This window comes from Sphingomonas sp. TZW2008 (assembly GCF_002117915.1).
In the GTDB taxonomy this organism is placed as follows: domain Bacteria; phylum Pseudomonadota; class Alphaproteobacteria; order Sphingomonadales; family Sphingomonadaceae; genus Sphingomonas.
Map to the genome: position 1 here is coordinate 99,959 of NZ_BDJB01000005.1, position 13,843 is coordinate 113,801.

General features: G+C 69.0%; 13 protein-coding genes. 11 read left to right on the plus strand and 2 right to left on the minus strand.

The window, feature by feature from the left end:
* Window positions 1-66 precede the first annotated feature (66 nt).
* The 11 genes from dapA to B7L05_RS06395 all read left to right on the plus strand — a co-directional run bounded on the left by dapA (window position 67) and on the right by B7L05_RS06395 (window position 12,158).
* Window positions 67-942, plus strand: a complete 876-nt coding sequence (gene dapA / locus B7L05_RS06345; protein WP_085809462.1) for a 4-hydroxy-tetrahydrodipicolinate synthase — start codon at window positions 67-69, stop codon at window positions 940-942.
* Between the two features lie 68 nt (window positions 943-1,010).
* Entirely contained in the window at window positions 1,011-1,334 is a 324-nt protein-coding gene (locus B7L05_RS06350; protein WP_144037164.1) for a hypothetical protein, read from the plus strand.
* 49 nt (window positions 1,335-1,383) lie between these two features.
* Entirely contained in the window at window positions 1,384-1,866 is a 483-nt protein-coding gene (gene smpB, locus B7L05_RS06355) for an SsrA-binding protein SmpB (RefSeq protein ID WP_085809464.1), read from the plus strand.
* A complete protein-coding gene (locus B7L05_RS06360) occupies window positions 1,866-2,450 on the plus strand; it encodes a DUF2062 domain-containing protein (RefSeq protein ID WP_085809465.1) in 585 nt (194 codons plus the stop codon). The genes smpB and B7L05_RS06360 overlap by 1 nt, the downstream gene beginning before the upstream one ends.
* Window positions 2,451-2,492: 42 nt before the next feature.
* Entirely contained in the window at window positions 2,493-4,592 is a 2,100-nt protein-coding gene (locus tag B7L05_RS06365; RefSeq protein ID WP_085809466.1) for a M13 family metallopeptidase, read from the plus strand.
* Window positions 4,593-4,653: 61 nt separating this feature from the next.
* Window positions 4,654-7,044, plus strand: a complete 2,391-nt coding sequence (locus tag B7L05_RS06370; RefSeq protein WP_085809802.1) for a response regulator — start codon at window positions 4,654-4,656, stop codon at window positions 7,042-7,044.
* Window positions 7,045-7,127: 83 nt separating this feature from the next.
* Window positions 7,128-7,475, plus strand: coding sequence for a response regulator (locus tag B7L05_RS06375; RefSeq protein ID WP_085809467.1), 348 nt, complete (start codon window positions 7,128-7,130; stop codon window positions 7,473-7,475).
* 22 nt (window positions 7,476-7,497) lie between these two features.
* The gene (ilvD, locus tag B7L05_RS06380; RefSeq protein ID WP_085809468.1) at window positions 7,498-9,219 is read left to right on the plus strand and encodes a dihydroxy-acid dehydratase; all 1,722 of its coding nucleotides are present in this window, start codon (window positions 7,498-7,500) and stop codon (window positions 9,217-9,219) included.
* Window positions 9,200-9,610, plus strand: coding sequence for a hypothetical protein (locus B7L05_RS06385; RefSeq protein ID WP_085809469.1), 411 nt, complete (start codon window positions 9,200-9,202; stop codon window positions 9,608-9,610). The genes ilvD and B7L05_RS06385 overlap by 20 nt, the downstream gene beginning before the upstream one ends.
* The gene (locus tag B7L05_RS06390) at window positions 9,607-10,977 is read left to right on the plus strand and encodes an NAD(P)H-hydrate dehydratase (RefSeq protein ID WP_085809470.1); all 1,371 of its coding nucleotides are present in this window, start codon (window positions 9,607-9,609) and stop codon (window positions 10,975-10,977) included. Before B7L05_RS06385 ends, B7L05_RS06390 begins: the two co-directional genes overlap by 4 nt.
* Complete coding sequence (locus B7L05_RS06395) at window positions 10,968-12,158, plus strand: class I SAM-dependent RNA methyltransferase (protein WP_085809471.1); 1,191 nt, start codon at window positions 10,968-10,970, stop codon at window positions 12,156-12,158. Before B7L05_RS06390 ends, B7L05_RS06395 begins: the two co-directional genes overlap by 10 nt.
* Here B7L05_RS06395 and truA read toward each other — a convergent pair.
* A complete protein-coding gene (gene truA / locus B7L05_RS06400; RefSeq protein ID WP_085809472.1) occupies window positions 12,155-12,898 on the minus strand; it encodes a tRNA pseudouridine(38-40) synthase TruA in 744 nt (247 codons plus the stop codon). The genes B7L05_RS06395 and truA overlap by 4 nt on opposite strands.
* Window positions 12,895-13,809, minus strand: coding sequence for a methionyl-tRNA formyltransferase (fmt, locus tag B7L05_RS06405; protein WP_085809473.1), 915 nt, complete (start codon window positions 13,807-13,809; stop codon window positions 12,895-12,897). The genes truA and fmt overlap by 4 nt, the downstream gene beginning before the upstream one ends.
* Between the last annotated feature and the right edge of the window lie 34 nt (window positions 13,810-13,843).

A 13,843-nucleotide genomic window follows, 5' to 3' on the forward strand; every position in this document is an offset into this window, starting at 1 on the left:
TAGCCGGCCAACCCGTATCTGTCCTGAACAGATCAACGCATCTATCCGATTTCAGGAGCATCCCCCATGTTTTCCGGTTCGATCCCGGCGCTCGTCACGCCGTTCGACGCCGATGGCCGCTTCGTCGAGGCGGCGTATCGCGAGCACATCGAATGGCAGATCGCGGAAGGATCGTCGGCGCTGGTGCCGTGCGGCACGACCGGGGAGGCGGCGACGCTGACCAAGGACGAGCAGTTCGGGATCGTGAAGGTGTGCGTCGATCAGGCGCGCGGACGCGTGCCGGTGATCGCGGGGGCGGGGTCGAACGACACGCGCGTCGCGGCGGAGAACATTGCGGCGGCGAAGGCGGCGGGCGCCGATGCGGCGCTGATGGTGCCGCCCTATTACAATCGCCCGTCGCAGGAGGGCATCTATCAGCATTTCGCCGCGCTGGGGCCCACCGCCGCGTTGCCGATCGTGCTGTACAACGTGCCGGCGCGGACGGTGACCGATATCCTGCCCGAGACGCTGATCCGCATCGTTTCCGTCTTTCCCAAGGTGTTCGTGGCGGTGAAGGACGCGAGCGGGGTGCTGCAGCGCGTGTCGCAGCATCGCGCGGCGCTGGGTGACGATTTCTGCCAGCTGTCCGGCAACGACGATCTGGCGCTGGCGTACAATGCGGTGGGCGGCGCGGGATGCATCTCGGTCAGCGCCAACGTCGCGCCGCGGCTGTGCGCGGATTTCCAGGCGGTGGGGACCGGCGCAGACGCGCTCGCGCTGCACGACAAGCTGTTCGCGCTGCATACCGCGCTGTTCACCGACGCGTCGCCGGGCCCGGTCAAATATGCGATGACGAAGGTCCGGCCGGGCTTCCCGGCCGGTTTGCGGCTGCCGATGACGTGGCCGGGGGAAGCGGCACGGGCGGCGGTAGATGCGGGCCTCGCGCGCGCCGGGCTGGCCTGACGCGGCACGCCGCAATGCCGCCGCAATAGCCGCGCAGCGTAGCGCCGGAAGCATGGCGGGAGGCGGCAGTGGCGGGTTGGGTGATGCTCGCGCTGCAGGTGGTCGCCGGCCCACCCGCACCGGTGCCGCCGCGGCGCGCATCCGAGCGGCCGTGTCCGGTCGCGCAGCCCGGTGAGGACATCGTCGTGTGCGCGCGGCCGAACGACGAATTCCGGCTGAAGCCGCTGCCCGACCGTTTCGTCGCCGAGCGCACGCCACCTAAGGCGGAGACGTCGATCGCCGGCGTCGGGCGGGTCGCGGCGGAAGTGGAGCAGGGGGCGGACGCGCAGGGCGGCGTGATCAACCGCGCCATGATCCGGCTGCGTATCCCGCTGGGCCGCGCCGCGCGCTAGAAGGACGCGGCTTCCCACGCGACATGCGACGCCCTACATCGCCCGTCCCATGTCGCGTCCCAAGCCAGCCACCTTCGACAAGAAGAAGATCGTCGCGGAAAACCGCCGCGCGCGTTTCGATTATGAGATCGACACCAAGTACGAGGCGGGGATCGTCCTGACCGGTACCGAGGTGAAGAGCCTGCGCTTCGGCGAGGGATCGATCGCGGAGAGCTACGCCGAGGTGAACGACGGCGGCGTGTGGCTGGTCAATTCGAACATCCCCGAATTCAGCCACGGCAACCGTTTCAATCACGAGCCTAAGCGGCCGCGTAAACTGCTGCTTCACGAGCGCGAGGTAAACAAGCTGCACGGCGCGGTGGCGCGCGACGGCATGACGCTGGTTCCGTTGATGATCTACTTCAACGGCCAGGGGCGCGCCAAGGTGGAGCTGGCATTGGCGAAGGGCAGGAAAGCGCACGACAAGCGCGACCATATCAAGGAGCGCGACTGGAAACGCGACGCGGCGCGAATCATGCGCGAGCGCGGCTGATGGCGGCGCGGCCGCCGTCAATCTGGCAGCGGTTCGCGGGTTGGTGTCACCGGAACCTGCCGACACGCGAATCGATGGAGCAGAGCCGGATGCTGCGCCCCGTGGCGCACCGCGTGCTCGCGCCGGCGCTGTGGCGCTTCACGCGGCGATCAGTGCCGCGCGGTGTCGCGCTCGGCATGGTGACGGGCATCCTGTTTCCCGTGGCACAGATCCCGTTCTCCGCACTGCTCGCGCTGCCGGTGCGCGCCAACATCCCCGCAGCGGCGCTGACGACGTTCATCACCAATCCGCTAACGACGCCGCCCTTGTGGGTAGCGGCTTATTACATCGGCAAATGGTCGCTGCGGCTCGATCAGGCACTGCCGGGCGATCCCGTCAGCAAGGCGGCGCACGATGCCGCGCAGTCGAGCTGGATGCAGTGGCTGATGTCCGATGCGGCGCCTGCGACCGCGCTGGGGTTGCTGATCGTCACGGTGGTCCTTTCGGCCGCCGGTTACGGCTTGTCCGCGCTTGGCTGGCGGCTGTGGATCGCGCGCAAGTGGCGGCATCGTCACATCCGCAACCACATTGACGAGGAGTCTTAAGCGGATAGAACACGCGCCTTCCCCAACGAAGGCATCGTATCCATGCGTTCATCGTACATCGTCGCGGCCATCCTCTCGACCACCGCCGTGGCCGCCATTGCCCAGACCACGACGCGGGCGTCCGCCAAGGCGCAGACCGCCGAGCAGACCGCGACCGTCGGCGAGGCAACCGCCGGCCCGGTGACGCCCGCCACCGCGGGCAAGCCGCAGATCGGCACCTTCGGCTTCGACATGGCGGGCCGCGACACCAGCGTCGCGCCGGGCGACGATTTCTATGACTACGCCAACGGTACGTGGGACCGCACGACGCAGATCCCGGCGGACCGCTCAATCTACGGCATGTTCCACGCTTTGCAGGACCTGTCGCGCGAGCAGACCCGCACGATCCTGGAGGAGCAGAGCCGCCAGCCGGGCAGCAAGTCGGGCGATTTCTACGCGAGCTTTCTCGACGAGGCCGGCGCGAACGCCAAGGGCGTGACGCCGGTGAAGCCGTGGATCGCAGCGATCAAGGCGGCGCCGAGCAAGGCGGCGCTCGCTGCAGAGGCAGGGCGGATGCAGCGGCGCGGCGTGGGCACGCTGTGGAGCACCTACGTCACCCAGGACGACAAGGCGCCCGACACCTACGCGGTAGCGTTCAGCCAGTCGGGGCTCGGGCTGCCCGACCGCGACTATTATCTGAAGGACGACGCCAAGCTCGCCGCCAACCGCACCGCGTACCAGGCGTATCTGGCGCGGATGCTGACGCTGGCGGGCGAGCCGAACGCCGAGGCGCGTGCCGCAGCGGTGGTCGCGATGGAGAAGGGGCTGGCGACCGCGCACTGGACGCGCGTCGAGAGCCGCGATGCGGACAAGACGTACAACAAGCTGAGCTTCGCCGATCTCAACACGCGCGCACCCGGCTATCCCTGGGCCGAGCATTTCAAGGCAGCGGGCATTCCGACCACCGCGACGCTGCTCGTCGCACAGCCGAGCGCGTTCACCGGCGAGGCCAAGGTGTGGAACGACACGCCGCTGCCGGTGCTCAAGGATCACCTGATGCTGCGCATGCTGTCGAGCTATGCGCGGTACCTGTCGAAGGACTTCGACGATACCCGCTTCGCCTTCTACGGCACCGAGCTTGCCGGTACGCCGCAGCAGCAGGCGCGCTGGAAGCGCGGTGTCGACCTCGTCAGCGACCAGCTGGGCGAGGATGTCGGCAAGGCCTATGTCGCGCGCTATTTCCCGCCCGAGGCGAAGGCAGCAGCGGATGCGCTTGTGCGCAATGTCATCGTTTCGATGGGCGATCGGCTGAAAAAGCTGGAATGGATGGCGCCCGAGACCAAGCAGAAGGCGCTGGCGAAGCTCGCCGCGTTCACGCCCAAGATCGGTTATCCCGAGACGTGGCGCGACTATTCGGCGCTTGAGGTCCGTCGTGACGACCTTGTCGGCAACGTCGCACGCGCGACGGAGTTTGAATTCCAGCGCAACCTGAACAAGCTCGGCCAGCCGATCGATCGCGGCGAGTGGTTCATGACGCCGATGACGATCAATGCCTACGCCAACCCGACGATGAACGAGATCGTCTTCCCGGCGGCGATCCTGCAGCCGCCGTTCTTCGATCCGAAGGCCGACCCGGCGGTAAACTACGGCGGGATCGGCGCGGTGATCGGCCACGAGATCAGCCACCACTTCGATGATCAGGGCCGCAAGTACGACGCGACCGGCAAGCTGACCGACTGGTGGACCGCGCAGGACGTCGCGCGCTTCAAGACCTTCACCGATCGGCTGGTCGCGCAATACGATGCCTATGAGCCGCTGCCGGGCCAGCACGTGCAGGGTGGGCTGACACTGGGCGAGAACATCGCCGATCTCGCGGGGCTGACGGTGGCGATCGACGCCTATCACCGGTCGCTGAACGGCAAGCCGGCGCCGGTGATCGACGGGGTCAGCGGCGATCAGCGTTTCTATCTCGGCTGGGCGCAGGTGTGGCGAACAAAGTATCGCGAGCCGATGCTGCGCCAGCTGCTACTTTCCGATCCGCACTCACCGGGGATGCGACGCGCCGACATCGTGCGCAATCTCGATCCTTGGTACGCGGCGTTCGACGCCAAGCCCAGCCAGAAGCTGTACCTGACCGATCAGCAGCGTATTCGCATCTGGTGATCGATCGATCCCCGCCACCCGCTTGACCGCGGGGCGGCGGGGGCGGAAGGACGGGGAAGCGATGGCGACGCTTCCCCCTCCCGAGCTGCACCGACTGACCCCGCGGGGGGCGCTTGCCGTCGCGCTCGGCGCTGGCATGATCGCCGCGCTGCTTGTCCTGTGGCTGGTCGGCGACGCGGTCGTCGCGCTCGGCTTCGTCGCGGCGGCGATCGTGCTTGGCGGCGGCGTGATCGCCCATCATCTGCTGGCGCCGGTCGCAGGGCCTGCCCCGGCCGAGATCGACTGGCATCTCGTCCGCGCGCTGGCGGAAGAAAGCGGCGACGCGATCGCGATCACCGACCGCGCCGGACGCCTGGTCTGCGCCAACGACCGCTACGAAACGCTGTTCGATGGGCTGCCGACCCCGCCGGCGCTGCCGATCGACGAGGCTGGGGTCGGCGCGCTGTCCGACATCGGGCGCGCGGCGTGGCGCGACGGCCGGGCGCGGCTCGACCGCATCGACGTCGGTACGCGCTCGGTAGCGATCGAGGTGGTGCGTACCGGGCAGCAGCAGGATCTCCTGCTGTGGCGCGCAGCATCGACTGTCGAGGCGGACGACAGCCGAGCGCTCGCCGCCGCGCTGTCCGGGCCGCTCGGGCGCCGCCTCGCGGAGGCGGGGATCATGGCCGCGCTGATGACGCCCGAGGGGCGGGTGCTGGCGGCGGATCCGGTGTTGCGCACCCGCGCCGCCGGGCGCGCCGATGCCGCATTGCTCGGCCAGGATTTCGCGCGCTGCCTGATCACCGACAGCCGAGGTCTGATCCGCTTCGAGCGCGAGGGGCTTGACGGCAATCCGCTTCGCCTCGTCCAGGTGCCGTTCGCCGACCGCCCGGACGCGCCGATCCTCGTCGCGCTGCTCGACGAGGAGGAGGCACCGCGCGCGATCGCCGGGGGGACGACCGACCATATCCGCACGCTGGTGCAGATGATGCCGCTGGGCATCGCGCTCGTTGATCGCGACGGCCGCTTCCTGGAGATGAACGACGCATTCCTGCGCGCTGCGTCGGTCGACAAGGCAGCACCACCGCTCTACCCCGGCGACCTCGTCATGCGCGAGGACAAGGCGGCGGTCGCCGATGCGGTACGGCGCTTCGCCGGCGGGGGCGCGGCGCACGCGGCCGACATGGCGGTGCGGCTGCGCGATCATCCCGACGAACCGGTGGTGCTCTCGATCGCCGGTGCGCGCGGGCTCGGCGAGGCGGCGGTGGTGCTGAGCCTCAAGGACAATAGCGAGGAGTCGCGGCTCAAGCGCGAAGTGGCGCAGGCGACGAAGATGCAGGCGGTGGGGCAACTAGCCGGTGGCGTCGCGCACGATTTCAACAATATCCTGACCGCGATCATCGGGCACTGCGATTTGATGCTGATGCGCCATTCGCCCGGTGACAGCGACTACGACGATATCCAGCAGATCCGAAATAATTCGAACCGCGCGGCGGGACTGACGCGGCAGCTGCTCGCCTTCTCGCGCCAGCAGACGCTGCGCCCGCAGGTGCTGCAACTGCCCGACGTCGTGTCGGAGGTGTCGAACCTGTTGAAGCGGCTGCTGGGCGAGACGGTGACCCTGGAGGTGCGCCACGGCCGCGATCTGGGGCCGGTGCGCGCCGATCCCGGGCAGCTCGAACAGGTGGTCGTCAACCTTGCCGTCAACGCGCGCGACGCGATGCTCGCCAAGCATCCGCACGGCGGCGGCAAGCTGACGATCCAGACGCGTTCGGCGACGATCGCCGAAGTGCGCCGACGGGGGCCGGACATCATGCCGGCGGGCGATTACACCGCGCTCGAGATATCGGACACGGGATCGGGCATTCCGCCGGATATTCTGCCGAAGATCTTCGAACCGTTCTTCACCACCAAGGAAGTGGGCAAGGGAACCGGGCTCGGGCTGTCGACCGTCTACGGCATCGTCAAGCAATCGGGCGGCTATATCTTCGCCGATTCGAAGCCGGGGCAGGGGGCGAGCTTCACCATCTATCTGCCGGTGCACGCGCGCGGTGAGCCGATCGCGCCGCGCAAGTCGGCGGCCAAGCCAAAGCCGGCAGAGATGTGGGGCACGGGAACGGTGCTGCTGGTCGAAGACGAGGACATGGTACGCGCGGTCGCCGAGCGCGCGCTGACGCGGCAGGGCTATACCGTGCTGACGGCGGAGAACGGAGAAGTTGCGCTGGAGCTTATCGCAGAGCATCCGCGCCCCGACCTGCTCGTCTCCGATGTCGTGATGCCGGCGATGGACGGGCCAACGATGGCGCGCCACGTGCGCGCCCGCTATCCTGATCTGCCGATTCTGTTCATGTCCGGCTACGCCGAAGAGCAGCTGCGCAAGTCGATCGATCTCGACAATGTCGCCTTCATCCCCAAGCCGTTCTCGGTGCAGCAGCTGGCCGCGGCGGCGCGCGAGGCGCTGTCGGCGCAATAGCCGCGGCAACTGCCCCGTATCGCGACGGATCGAGCCGCTAACGAGCCGTTGCGAGGATGGAACGGCGCCTTTAAGGGCGGGGCATGAATAGTCGCGTACTGCTCGTCGAGGATGAGCCGCTCATCGCCATGATGCTCGAGGATTTTCTCGAGGCGCTCGATCGGCAGTGTGCCGGAACCGCGGATAGCGTGTCGGCGGCGCTGCCGATGATCGAGGCGGGTGCGATCGACTGTGCGATCCTCGACGTCAATCTGCGCGGCGGCGAGAAGAGCTGGCCGATCGCTGCGGCGCTGGCCGAGCGCGACATCCCCTTCGTCTTCGCCACCGGCGGGGCGGACGACATGATTGCCGATGAATATCGCGATCGTCCGATCCTGCAGAAGCCCTTCACGATGGACGGCGTGGAAAAGGCGCTCGACGCGCTGGCGTAAGCGGCATAGGCGCTAAGGCGCCATGACCAACACGTTCGACAAGTCGCGGTTGCCGAGCCGCCATGTATCCGTCGGTCCCGAGCGGGCGCCGCATCGCAGTTACTATTACGCGATGGGGCTGAGCGAGGAGGAGATCGCGCGGCCGTTCGTCGGGCTAGCGAGCGCGGGGAACGACAGCGCGCCGTGCAACACGACGCTCGACGCGCAGGCCGATGCTGCGCGGCGCGGGGTGGAGCAGGGCGGCGGGATGCCGCGGCGCTTCAACACGATCACCGTGACGGACGGGATCGCGATGGGCCACCAGGGGATGAAGGCGAGCCTCGTCAGCCGCGAGGTGATAGCCGATTCGGTCGAACTCTCCGTGCGCGGGCATTGCTACGACGCGCTGGTCGGCTTTGCTGGGTGCGACAAGTCGCTGCCGGGCATGATGATGGCGATGCTGCGGCTGAACGTGCCGTCGATCTTCGTCTACGGCGGATCGATCCTGCCCGGCCGCTTCCAGGATCGCGACGTGACTGTCGTCGACGTGTTCGAGGTGGTCGGCCGTTACGCGGCCGGCACCTGCCCGATCGAGGAGGTGCACGCGCTGGAGAAGGTCGCGTGCCCCGGGCATGGCGCGTGCGGCGGGCAGTATACCGCCAACACGATGGCGTGCGTCGGCGAGGCGATCGGATTGTCGCTACCGAACAGCAACATGGTCCCCGCGCCGTACACGACGCGCGAGCAGATCGCCGTCGCAGCGGGCGCGCAGGTGATGGAACTGCTCGCGCGCAACATCCGTCCGCGCGACATCTGCACGCGCGAGGCGTTCGAGAATGCCGCGCGCATCGTCGCCGCGACCGGTGGCTCGACCAACGGCGCGCTTCACCTGCCGGCGATGGCGCATGAGGCGGGGATCGAATTCGACCTGTTCGACGTCGCCGAGATCTTCAAGTCGACACCCTATTGCGCTGACCTGAAGCCCGGCGGGCAATATGTCGCGAAGGACATGTACGAGGCTGGCGGCGCGTACATGCTGATGAAGTCGCTGCTCGCCGAAGGTCTGCTGCACGGCGAGTGCATGACGGTCACCGGCAAGACGCTGGGCGAGAATATCGATCAGGTGACGTGGAACCCCGACCAGAAGGTGATCTACGACGCGAAGACGCCGATCATGCCGACGGGCGGCGTCGTCGGCCTGCGCGGATCGCTCGCGCCGAACGGAGCGATCGTCAAGGTCGCGGGCATGCACCGGTTGGAGTTTGAGGGGCCGGCGCGCTGCTTTGATTGCGAGGAGGATGCGTTCGAGGCGGTCGAGCATCGCCAGATCCGGGAAGGTGAGGTGGTCATCATCCGCTACGAAGGGCCGAAGGGCGGGCCGGGCATGCGCGAGATGCTGTCAACCACCGCGGCGCTCTACGGCCTTGGCATGGGCGAGAAAGTGGCGCTGATCACCGACGGGCGTTTCTCGGGCGCGACGCGCGGCTTCTGCATCGGCCACGTTGGGCCAGAGGCGGCGGAGGGCGGGCCGATCGCGCTGGTCGAGGACGGCGACACGATCCGTATCGATGCCGAGGCGGGGACGATCGATCTGCTCGTCGAACCTGCCGTGCTCGAGCAGCGCCGCGCGGCATGGCAGCCGCGCGTGTCCGAATATGGGTCAGGCGCGTTGTGGCGCTATGCGCAGAATGTCGGGCCGGCGTACAAGGGGGCCGTCACCCATCCGGGAGCTGCTGCCGAACGCCATGTCTACGCGGATATTTGACGCACGGTTGCTCGTGCCGCTGGTGGCCGCGCTCGCGGCGTGCGGGCCTGCGAAGACCGACACCAAGGTGCTGGCGAAGGTGGAGGCCAACCAGGCTGCCGAAGCGGTCGACGACGGGCGTGTGCAATGCGCGCCGGCCGGCGCCGACGCCTTCGCGCGGGTGTGCGAGATCGAGCGCGCGGAGACGGAGCGCGGCATGGTGCTGACGGTGCGCCACCCCGACGGCGGATTCCGCAGACTGCTGGTGACCACCGACGGACGCGGCGTCGTCGCTGCCGACGGGGCCGAGCCGGCGCAGGTGACGCTGGTAGGGAAGGACGAGATCGAGGTGGCGCTGGGCGACGATCACTATCGCCTGCCGGTGACGACGCGGACGGTCGCCGCCAAGTGACGCGGATCGACGGGCAGCCGATCGTCCGTGCAGCGGAGATGCGCGCCGCCGAGGCGTCGGTGATGGGGGTAGGCACGACGGCGCAGGCGCTGATGACGCGCGCCGGGCAGGCCGCGGCCGAGCAGGTGCGGCGGCTCGCGGCCGGCGCCGAGGTGCTCGTGCTGTGCGGACCGGGCAATAACGGCGGCGACGGCTACGTCATCGCTACCACGCTGCGCCAAGCAGGCCTGCCGGTCCGCGTCGCCACCAGCGACCAGCCGCGAAGCGAGACGGCGATCGCTGCGCGATCCGGCTGGGTCGGCCCGATCGAGACCCTGGCTGCGGAGCCGGCACCCGTCGTCGTAGACGCCTTGTTCGGGATCGGTCTCACCCGGCCGCTCGACGATGCAATCGCGGCACCGCTCGCGCGGCTGCTGCGCGGTGCACGACTGTCGATCGCAATCGATCTGTCGAGCGGCGTTGCCACCGACGATGCGCACTGCCTGAACGATCTGCCGCCGGTCGACCTTACGCTCGCGCTGGGCGCGGCCAAACCGGCTCATGTGCTTCAGCCGGCCGCCGCGCGGTGCGGCACCGTGCGCGTGGTCGATATCGGCGTATCGGTGCCGGATTCGATCCGCGCTGCGGCCCGGCCGACGCTCAAAACCCCGTCCATGAGCGCGCATAAATATTCGCGTGGGATGGTCGCGGTGGTCGCGGGATCGATGCCCGGCGCAAGCGCACTCGCGGCAACGGCGGCGGCGCATGCCGGTGTGGGTTACGTCCTGCTGCTGGGTAGCGCGACCGATCGGCTGCCGCACGCGATCGTTCGGCGGCGCTTTTCCGCCGAGGCATTGGCCGACGCGCGGATCGGCGCAGTCGTGATCGGGCCGGGGCTGGGGAGCGGCGACGCGGCGCAGGCGCGGCTCTGCGCGGCACTCGAGAGTGGACGCCCGCTCATCGTCGACGGTGATGCGTTGCGACAGATCAACAGCAGGCGTTTCGACGGTCGAGCGATCCTAACGCCGCATGCGGGCGAGTTCGCGCATCTGTTCGGCGAGGATGGTGGCAGCAAGCTCGACCGGGCGCTCGCCGCTGCGCGGAAGGTGGACGCCATCGTCGTCTTCAAGGGCGCTGACACGGTCATCGCGGCGCCTGATGGTCGTGCAATCGTTCATGCCGATGCGCCGACTTGGCTATCGACCGCCGGGACGGGTGACGTGCTGGCGGGAATCATCGCGGCGCGGCTCGCCGCGGGCCGCGATCCGCTCGATGCGGCGAGCGAGGGGGTGTGGCTGCATGCCGAGGCTGCGCGCCGCGCCGGCGCGGCGTTCATTGCCGACGATCTGGCGCACCATTTGCCGGGAGCGATCGCCGCATGTCTGTAACCGATGCCGCAACGATCGTGCGTGTGGCCGCGCGCGGTGAAGGAATAACTGGCGATGGGCGACCGGTGCCCTTCGCCGCGCCGGGCGACCGAATCGATGCGGGAGGTGCGCTCGAATGGGGCGCACACCACCAGGTGCCGCCGTGCCGCCACTTCCCCGAGTGCGGCGGCTGCCAGTTGCAGCACCTCGACGACGTGAGCTGGAGCGCGTTCATTGTCGACCGGATCGCGGGCGCGCTCGAGGCGCAGGGGCTGTCGGCCGATATCCGCCCGCCGGCGCTGTCGCCGCCGCGCACGCGCCGCCGAGCGACGCTGCACGCCGAGCCGTCGGGCCGGATCGGCTTCTCGGTCGAGAAGAGCCACGCGATCGTCGATCTGCAGGAATGCCACGTGCTGGCGCCCGAGTTGTTCGCGCTCGTCGCGCCGCTGCGGCGCCTGATCCATGTGCTGCGTCCTAAGCGGCGGCTCGATATCCACCTGACGCTGGCTGATCAGGGCGTGGACCTCCTGATCATCGGGATTATGCCGCAAGGGCTGAAGGCGGCGGAGGCGATCACTGCCTTTGCCGAGGCGAACCGCCTCGCGCGGATCGCATTCGACGAAGGCTATGGCCCCGAGGTGCGCTGGGAGCCCGAGGCGGTGACGGTTACGCTCGGCGGCGTTCCCGTGCCTTTACCGCCTGCCTCATTCCTGCAGGCTACGCGCGAGGGCGAGGCGGCGCTGGTCGGGGCCGTGCGTACGATCGTCGGCGAGGCTGCAATCGTCGCCGATCTGTTCGCGGGCCTTGGCACCTTCGCGCTCGCGCTACCGGGGCGTGTCTATGCCGCGGAGGGCGGACGCGAGCCAGTCAGCGCGCTCAAGGCGGCGGCGGCGCGCGCGCAGCGGCCGGTATTCACGGAGCATCGCGACCTGTATCGCCGGCCGCTGACGGTTGCCGAGCTCGACCGGTTCGGCGCGATCGTCATCGATCCGCCGCGCGCGGGCGCGAAGGAGCAGGCGGCGGCGATCGCGGCGGCGCGTGGCCCGAAGCTCGCCTACGTATCGTGCAATCCGAGCAGCTTCGCACGCGACGTCAAGACGATGGTGGCTGGCGGCTGGGCGATCGACTGGATCCAGCCGGTCGGGCAGTTCCGCTGGTCGACGCATGTCGAGCTGGCGGCGAGCCTCAGCAAGCCTGCCTAATCGGGGTAGGTCGCGGCGATGAAATAGAGCCCGTCGGGCGGCGCGTTGAGTCCGAGGCGGGCCCGGTCGCGGGCCTCAAGCGCCGCGGCAAGATCGTCCGCACTCCAGCGTCCGAGCCCAACCTGCGCGACGCTGCCCACCATCGAGCGTACCTGATGGTGGAGGAACGAGCGTGCCGCCGCCGCGATCGTGATGCGATCGCCGGCACGCGTGACCGTTAGCCGGTCGAGCGTCTTGACCGGGCTCGCCGCCTGACAGTGCGCAGAACGGAAGGTGGTGAAATCGTGCAGCCCCACCAGCGCCTGCGCCGCGGTGTGCATTGCCGCGGCGTCGAGCGGCTGCGCGACGTGCCACGCGAGCCCCTTCTGCCAGGTGAGCGGCGCGCGGCGGTTGACGATATGATATTCATACGCGCGTCCGGTGCAGGAAAAACGCGCGTGCCAATCGTCGGCCACCTCGTTGCAGGCGAGGATCGCGACCGGGGCGGGGCGCAGCCGCGCGTTGAGCGCTTCGCCGAGGCGAAACGCGCCGATCGGCTTGGCGATATCGAGGTGCGCGCGCATCGCCACGCCGTGGACGCCGGCATCGGTGCGCCCCGCCGCGTGGACGGTCGTGCGCTCACCGGTAACGGCAAAGGCGGCGTCCTCGATCGCCTGCTGCACGCTGGGGCCGTGATCCTGCCGCTGCCAACCCATGTAGGGGCGGCCGTCGAACTCGACCGTCAGCGCGTAACGCGTCACAGTTGCGTGCCGATGGGGATCGCGAAGCCGCGCAGTAATTCGTCGACCGGCATCACACCGCGACCCGCGCGCTGCACAAGCGTCGGCCGGATGGCGCCAAGCGCGCAGGCGATGGTGAGACGCTCGTCGATTACGGTGCCGGGCTCGGTGGTGTCGCCGCTCGACGGCTCGACCGCGTCGGCGGCGAGCAGGCGAATCCGCTCGCCCGAAACGTCGATCCACGCGCCGGGCGGATTGAAGGCGCGCAGCTGCCGCTCGACCGCGGCGGCTTCCCGGTCGAAGGCGACCCGCAATTCCTCCTTGGCGACCTTGGCGGCATAGGTCACTTCTTCTTCGGGCTGCGCAACCGGCGGATAGGCATCAAGGTCGGCGAGCACCGTCACCATCAGCGCTGCGCCCATTGCGGCGAGCTCTGCGCTTAGCTCGCCGGTCGTCTTGCCGCCGATCGCGGTGCGGCCCTCGAGCCGTACCGGACCGGTATCGAGCCCCGCTTCCATCTGCATGATGCCGACACCAGTCTCGACGTCGCCGGCGAGCACCGCGCGATGGATCGGCGCCGCGCCGCGCCAGCGCGGCAGCAGCGAGCCGTGGATGTTGAGGCAACCGTGGCGCGGCGCGTCAAGAATAGGCTGCGGCAGGATGAGACCATAGGCGGCGACCACCGCGACGTCGGCGCCTAGAGCGGCGAACGCCTCCTGCTCCGCCGCACCGCGCAGCGACGTGGGCGTGCGAACCGGAATGCCGAGCGCCTCAGCGCGCTGATGGACGGGGGAGGGGACGAGCGCGCGGCCGCGCCGGCCACCGGGGCGCGGCGGCTGGCTGTAGGCAGCGACGATGTCGTGCCCCGCCGCGACCAGCGCGTCGAGCGCCGGCACAGCGAAATCGGGCGTACCCATGAAGACGATCCGCATGGCGCGCGCTTCAACGCGCTGGCGCGGCCCGGCG

Coding starts and splice junctions, on each gene's coding strand:
- ilvD (WP_085809468.1), top strand. CDS start 7,498: ATGACCAACACGTTCGACAAGTCGCGGTTGCCGAGCCGCCATGTATCC.
- B7L05_RS06395 (WP_085809471.1), top strand. CDS start 10,968: ATGTCTGTAACCGATGCCGCAACGATCGTGCGTGTGGCCGCGCGCGGT.
- B7L05_RS06385 (WP_085809469.1), top strand. CDS start 9,200: ATGTCTACGCGGATATTTGACGCACGGTTGCTCGTGCCGCTGGTGGCC.
- B7L05_RS06370 (WP_085809802.1), top strand. CDS start 4,654: ATGGCGACGCTTCCCCCTCCCGAGCTGCACCGACTGACCCCGCGGGGG.
- fmt (WP_085809473.1), bottom strand. CDS start 13,809: ATGCGGATCGTCTTCATGGGTACGCCCGATTTCGCTGTGCCGGCGCTC.
- dapA (WP_085809462.1), top strand. CDS start 67: ATGTTTTCCGGTTCGATCCCGGCGCTCGTCACGCCGTTCGACGCCGAT.
- smpB (WP_085809464.1), top strand. CDS start 1,384: ATGTCGCGTCCCAAGCCAGCCACCTTCGACAAGAAGAAGATCGTCGCG.
- B7L05_RS06365 (WP_085809466.1), top strand. CDS start 2,493: ATGCGTTCATCGTACATCGTCGCGGCCATCCTCTCGACCACCGCCGTG.
- B7L05_RS06375 (WP_085809467.1), top strand. CDS start 7,128: ATGAATAGTCGCGTACTGCTCGTCGAGGATGAGCCGCTCATCGCCATG.
- B7L05_RS06360 (WP_085809465.1), top strand. CDS start 1,866: ATGGCGGCGCGGCCGCCGTCAATCTGGCAGCGGTTCGCGGGTTGGTGT.